The 6,296-nt window shown below is 67.4% G+C and carries 5 protein-coding genes and 1 riboswitch; all 5 genes read right to left on the bottom strand.

The genetic code is table 11. From position 1 onward, the window contains the following. Nucleotides 1-345: 345 nt before the first annotated feature. The 5 genes from gcvP to ACFVVI_RS27225 all read right to left on the bottom strand — a co-directional run bounded on the left by gcvP (nt 346) and on the right by ACFVVI_RS27225 (nt 6,282). Nucleotides 346-3,156 (bottom strand): aminomethyl-transferring glycine dehydrogenase, encoded by a 2,811-nt coding sequence (gene gcvP, locus ACFVVI_RS27245; protein ID WP_387447411.1) that lies wholly within the window; start codon nt 3,154-3,156, stop codon nt 346-348. Between the two features lie 164 nt (nt 3,157-3,320). Next, nucleotides 3,321-3,420: riboswitch (glycine riboswitch) on the bottom strand. A 168-nt stretch (nt 3,421-3,588) separates the two neighbouring features. Then, a complete protein-coding gene (locus ACFVVI_RS27240) occupies nt 3,589-4,146 on the bottom strand; it encodes a MerR family transcriptional regulator (RefSeq protein WP_131816826.1) in 558 nt (185 codons plus the stop codon). Between the two features lie 158 nt (nt 4,147-4,304). Then, nucleotides 4,305-4,778: a bifunctional nuclease family protein gene (locus tag ACFVVI_RS27235; RefSeq protein ID WP_067446263.1), complete on the bottom strand. Its 474-nt coding sequence runs from the start codon at nt 4,776-4,778 to the stop codon at nt 4,305-4,307. 159 nt (nt 4,779-4,937) lie between these two features. After that, a complete protein-coding gene (locus ACFVVI_RS27230; protein WP_378991911.1) occupies nt 4,938-5,726 on the bottom strand; it encodes a MerR family transcriptional regulator in 789 nt (262 codons plus the stop codon). A gap of 70 nt (nt 5,727-5,796) precedes the next feature. Beyond that, the gene (locus ACFVVI_RS27225) at nt 5,797-6,282 is read right to left on the bottom strand and encodes an FHA domain-containing protein (RefSeq protein ID WP_101462719.1); all 486 of its coding nucleotides are present in this window, start codon (nt 6,280-6,282) and stop codon (nt 5,797-5,799) included. Nucleotides 6,283-6,296: the final 14 nt, after the last annotated feature.

The raw sequence follows: 6,296 nt of genomic DNA, 5'->3' as shown, positions 1-6,296 counted from the left end.
CCGCGTCGACATTCGACACTCCCCCGGAATGCCGAGAGCGAAACCAGAGCCCGGATTTGTTGGGGACATCCCGATTGTGCGCGTGTCGCGCGGCGGATATACCAATTCGGTTGCCACCAACATTTGGGGCTTGACTCAATAGTGAGACCATTTGACGGCGCGAGACATACTGGACATTCCCTGAATAGCTGAAAACAAGACAATTGGTTTGTGACGCGCCGCCAGTACGGCCGATGAGAATTCACTTTCGGCAACCATGCCGCGACTGCAACGTCACCTGGCCCCGCACAGACGACAACGGGCCCCGCCGACAAGGTCGGCGGGGCCCGTTGTCAGGACTACCGGTCAGTCTTCGTAGGCATCCAGCGGCGGGCAGGAGCACACCAGATTGCGGTCACCGAACGCACCGTCGATGCGTCGCACAGAAGGCCAGACCTTCGGACGAGCATGGCCGATACCGCGCGGGTACACCGCGGTCTCCCGGCTGTACGGGTGGTTCCACTCGGCTACCAGGCTGGCAGCGGTGTGCGGCGCACCGCGCAGCGGGTTGTCGGTCACCGGCCACACCCCGGCCGCCACCTGGTCGATCTCACCACGGATGGCGATCATGGCGGCGATGAACTCGTCGATCTCCTCGAGGTTCTCGCTCTCGGTGGGTTCCACCATCAGCGTGCCCGCGACCGGGAAGCTCATGGTCGGCGCGTGGAAACCGTAGTCGGCCAATCGCTTGGCCACATCGTCGACGGTGACGCCGGTCTGCTTGGTGATCTCCCGCAGATCCAGGATGCACTCGTGGGCGACCATGCCGTTCTCGCCGGTGTAGAGCACCGGGAAGTGAGCGTCGAGGCGGCGGGCGATGTAGTTGGCCGACGCGATCGCGGTCAGCGTCGCCGCGCGCAGGCCCTCGGCGCCCATCATCCGGATGTAGGCCCAGGTGATCGGCAGGATCGACGCGGAACCGTAGTTCGCGGCCGACACCGCGTGCGAACCGGCTTCGAGCGGGTCACCGGGCAGGTACTGCGCCAGGTGCGCACCCACCGCGACCGGGCCGACGCCGGGTCCGCCGCCGCCGTGCGGGATGCAGAAGGTCTTGTGCAGGTTCAGGTGGCTCACGTCGCCGCCGAACCGGCCCGGACGGGCAAGGCCGACAAGGGCATTGAGGTTCGCGCCGTCGACGTACACCTGGCCGCCGGCATCGTGCACGAGCGCGCACAACTCGGCGACCTCGTGCTCGTAGACGCCGTGGGTGGACGGGTAGGTGATCATGATGCAGGCCAGCCGGTCGGCGTGGTCGGCGATCTTGGCGCGCAGGTCGTCGAGGTCGACGTCACCGTTCGCACGGCACTTGACCACCTCGACGCGCATACCGACCATGGCCGCCGAGGCGGCGTTGGTCCCGTGCGCGCTGGACGGGATGAGGCAGGTGTCGCGGTGGTCGTCACCGCGATCGAGGTGGTAGCGGCGGATCGCGAGCAAGCCCGCGTACTCGCCCTGACTACCGGCATTGGGCTGCAGGCTCACCGCGTCGTAGCCGGTGATCTCGGCCAGCCACCGCTCGAGGTCGGCGATCAGCGTGCGGATGCCGGGGGTGTCCTCGGTGGGCGCGAAGGGGTGCAGGCGGGCGAAACCGGGCCAGGTAATGGGCTCCATCTCCGCGGTCGCGTTGAGCTTCATCGTGCACGAACCGAGCGGAATCATGCTGCGGTCCAGTGCGATGTCCTTGTCCGAGAGCGCGCGCAGGTAGCGCAACATGGCGGTCTCGGTGTGGTGGCGGGTGAACGCCGGGTGGGTCAGGTAGTCCGAGGTGCGGGTCTCGATCGCGTCGGGCTCGGCGCCTGCGCCCGCGTCGGGAGTCAGTGCGGTGCCGAAGGATTCGACGACGGCCGCGACATGCGCGTCGGTGGTGGCCTCGTCGCAGGCGATGGCGACGTGGTCGGCATCGACCAGGCGCAGGTTGATGCCCTTCGACTTCGCCTTGGCGACAACCGCTTCCGCGCCGCCGGGCACGTGGGCGAGCACGGTGTCGAAGAAGGCACTGTGCACCACGGCCCCACCGAGACCGGTCGCGACGGCAGCGGCGTGCTGGTGCACCCGGCGCGCGATGGCGCGCAGGCCGTTGGCACCGTGGTAGCTCGCGTACATCGCGGCGACGATGGCCAGCAGCACCTGGGCGGTACAGATGTTCGAGGTGGCCTTCTCGCGGCGGATGTGCTGCTCACGGGTCTGCAGCGCCAGACGGTACGCGGGCGCGCCGTCGGCGTCGACGGACACGCCGACCAGGCGACCGGGCAACTGGCGGGCGAAGGCGGTGCGCACGGCCAGGTAACCGGCATGCGGGCCGCCGAAGCCCATCGGCACGCCGAAGCGCTGGGTGGTACCGAAGCACACGTCGGCACCCTGTTCACCGGGCGGGGTGCTCAACGTCATCGCGAGCAGATCGGCGCCGGCGGCGACCAGTGCGCCGCGTTCGTGGGCGGCGGCGAACAGCGAGGTCCAGTCGACGATGTGGCCCGAGGCGCCCGGGGTCTGCACGATCACGCCGAAGAACTCGCCCTCCGGCAGCTCCCCGGTCGACAGGTCGGCCTCGATGATCTCGATGCCGAGCGGCTCGGCCCTGGTGCCGATGATGGTCTTGGTCTGCGGGAACAGATCGGCGTCGATCAGCAGCCGGTTCGACTTGGACTTGCCCGCGCGGCGCAGCAGCGTCATCGCCTCGGCCGCGGCGGTGGCCTCGTCGAGCATGGAGGCGTTGGCGACGTCCATACCGGTCAGATCCGACACCATGGTCTGGAAGTTGAGCAGCGCCTCGAGCCTGCCCTGGCTGATCTCGGGCTGGTACGGGGTGTAGGCGGTGTACCAGGCGGGGTTTTCGAGCAGATTGCGCACCAGCACCGGCGGGGTGAGGGTGTCGTAGTAGCCCAGACCGATCATCGAGGTGGCGACGGTGTTCGCCTGCGCCAGCGTGGCCAGTTCCTCGAGCACCTCGTGCTCGGAGGCGGGCGCGGGCAGCGCGCCGAGGCCGGACTCGTCGAGGATCGTGGCGGGCAACGCCGTGGTCGCGAGCGCGTCGAGGGACTCGACGCCGATGGTCGCGAGGATCCGGGCGAGTTCGCCGGAATCGGGTCCGATGTGGCGGTCGGCGAACGAACGGGTCACGGCAGCTCCAGGTCGGGCGGGTCGACCTCATGGTCGACGGGTACCAGCCCTCCCCCTCTGTCTGTGCGCCTGAGAGATTCGGAAACCCGGCCCCCGAAACGGGAAGACCGTGCCCCTTTCCCCGTGGGCGGGCAGCCGGATGCCACCGCTTTCCAGAGGCGTCGAATCACCGTGCGGTCCCTGTTGCCTGAGAGATTGACGGGGAGGTGCTGCTCCTTCGGCGCCCCGATTCTCACGAACCGAGGACTCTCCCGCACGGCGGCGACGCACCACCGATTCTAGATGCAGCGAACCCCCGGTCGCGCCACCAGGGGCCCGCCGGGGGTGTAGTGCTGATCACTGTCGCGCCTCTCCGCGCCTTCGGGCCGGATTCAGGTGCGGGGCTGGGCGGCAAACGCGGCCGAGTGGAGACGAGACGGCCGGTCGGCACGACTAACCGGTTTTCCGGTTCTCCCTCACCTTGCGTCGAAAAGAGAGCTCGTCTTCGGGGCGGTCGGTGATGGCGGTGGCTCGTTCTGCCGGGAAGTCCGCGATCGCGCCGGTCAGCTCACGCATGGCGCCACCGACGGCGATCCCGAAGACTCCCTGGCCACCCTGCAGTAAATCGACGACTTCCTCGGGTGAGGTGCACTCGTACACCGAGGTGCCGTCGGAGAACAGGGTGATCCCGGCCAGATCGCCCACGCCACGACTGCGCAGGTGATCGACGGCGATCCGGATGTTCTGTAAAGAGATGCCCGCGTCCAGCAGCCGCTTCACGATCTTGAGGACAAGGATGTCCTTGAACGAGTACAGCCGCTGGCTGCCCGATCCCGCCGCACCACGGATCGACGGCACGACCAGCCCGGTCCGGGCCCAGTAGTCGAGCTGACGGTAGGTGATACCGGCGACCTGACACGCGCTCGGCACCCGGTAGCCGACCAGATCGTCCGGAACCGAGTCGTCCGGGAACAAGCCAGGCTGTACGACATCCTGCGTTTGTTCTTCCACTGATCGCTCCTTCTGCCGACGTTCTCGGGTCGGAGTCACGACGGATGTTGCCCGACTTTCGAGGTTACTCCTGCCATTGTCGGACCTGCGGTGTTGTCACACCAAGCACCAAACGCCGCGATTCCCTGGACCTCTACTTAAGGTTTAGAAGATCGTGATCAGCTGTCGGTCGCCTTGAAGTCGTCGGGTGAGACCGACTCCAGGAACTCCTTGAACTTCTCCACCTCGTCCTCGCGTTCGTCGGGCATCACCAAGCCCGCCTCGGCGAGCACCGGCTCTTCGGCGTAGATCGGGCACCCGACGCGCAAGGCGATCGCCACCGAGTCCGACGGTCGCGCCGAGACCCGTAGGTCGCCGTCGAAGACCAGATCCGCGTAGAAGGTGCCCTCCTGCAGATCCACGATCCGCACTTCCTTGAGTGTGTGTCCCAGCTCGGTGATCAGAATCTTGATCAGATCGTGAGTGAGCGGACGGATCGGCGTGACCCCCTCCTGCTCGAGCACGATCGCGGTGGCCTCGGCCTGCCCGATCCAGATCGGCAGATACCGCTCCCCCGAAGCCTCCCGCAGCAGCAGCACGGGCTGGTTCTGTGGCTGCTCGACACGGATGCCGATGACACGCATCTCGCTCATGAGTAAGTCCTGCCTCCCATACTCGGCCGCCGGCCGGCACGACAGCTGCACAGCTCGCCGTATCAACGAGTCTAGGCGAATTCTGGGGCGTGCAAGAAAGACGTTCGCGCCGAAATCGGTGTGTAGCCGGGGCGATACCTGATCACCGGGCCGGGTGTGTCAGCCGCCGAGGGCTGTGCGCACCGCGGCTTTGACCAATGCGGCGTGCAGGTTCAGCGACAGCGCCGCGAGTTCGCGCACGGTCTCCTCGGCGCGAGCGCGCGCATCGGCATCGCGACTCTTCGCGATCGGCGCGGCGATCTGTGCGATCAGCGCTGCCTCGCGATCGGCGGCGAGTTTGAAGGCGCGCAGATGACGAGCCTCCAGGCCGAATTCGGCCATCGCCTTCGCCGCGTGTGCCAGCGTGACCGCATCGGACTCGAAGAATCCGCCCGCACCGGGGACGATGAGTCCCGCGCGCAGCAGATCGTCGAGGAAACGGTCGTCGATGTCGGCCTTGGCGAGCAGGTCGGACCTCGTGAGCCGCACGCCGACGTCGACGCGCAATTCCTCGGGCGTGATCGCGCCCGTCACGATGCCGAGGCGGCGCGGCGCGGCCGGGCTCGTCGCCTCGGTATCGGCCTCCGCGGAGCCGGACACACCGTGCCCGGCCTCCGCGGAGCCGTGGTGGGAGTGTGCGCGGGCGCGCGCTTCACGCACGCCCAACGTCGCCGCACCACTGTCGATCGCTTCCAACTGCTCCTTGATCACCTTCAACGGCAGGTACTGATCGCGTTGCGCGGTCAGCACGAAACGCAGCCGTTCGTAGTCGGCCACCGAGAACCGCCGGTATCCCGACGGTGTCCGTTCCGGCCGGATCAGGCCCTCGGATTCGAGGAACCGGATCTTGGAGATGGTGATATCAGGAAAATCTGGTCGCAGTAGGTCGAGTACGGAGCCGATCGACATCCCTCCGCGCGCCCACTGCGCCGCCCCTGTCACAGCACTGTGCCCGTTACGGGCACCAGTACCGTTGGGGTCATCGCGACCCCGCGCCCGACGCCGACTCGTTCGCCTGCGTGCGCGGACCGGTCAGGAAGACCAGCCGGAACTTGCCGATCTGGACCTCGTCGCCGTTCTGCAGCTCCGAGGAGTCCACCGGCTCCCGGTTGACGTAGGTGCCGTTGAGGCTGCCCACATCGACGACCTGGAACGAGTCGTCGTCCTGACGGAACTCGGCATGCCGACGGCTGACCGTGACGTCATCCAGAAAAATGTCACTGTCGGGATGGCGGCCGGCCGAAGTGGTCGGCTGATCCAGCAGGAAACGCGAGCCCGCGTTCGGGCCACGCTTGACCACCAGGAGGGCCGCACCGGCCGGCAGGCCCTCGACGCCCTGAACCGGCTGTTCGCCGGTCGGCTCTGCGGAGCGCGACGCGTCGACCTCGTTGAGGAAGTCCGCGCGGAAGACCGACGTCGTCTCGGCCGCGGTTTCCCCGTAACCCGGGTCCCTGTTCTCGCTCACCGTTTCTCTCCTCC

The organism is Nocardia sp. NPDC058114 (assembly GCF_042884695.1).
GTDB lineage: Bacteria > Actinomycetota > Actinomycetes > Mycobacteriales > Mycobacteriaceae > Nocardia.
The sequence above is the reverse complement of the archived record's forward strand: the minus strand, read 5'-3'. Positions and strand labels throughout refer to the sequence as shown.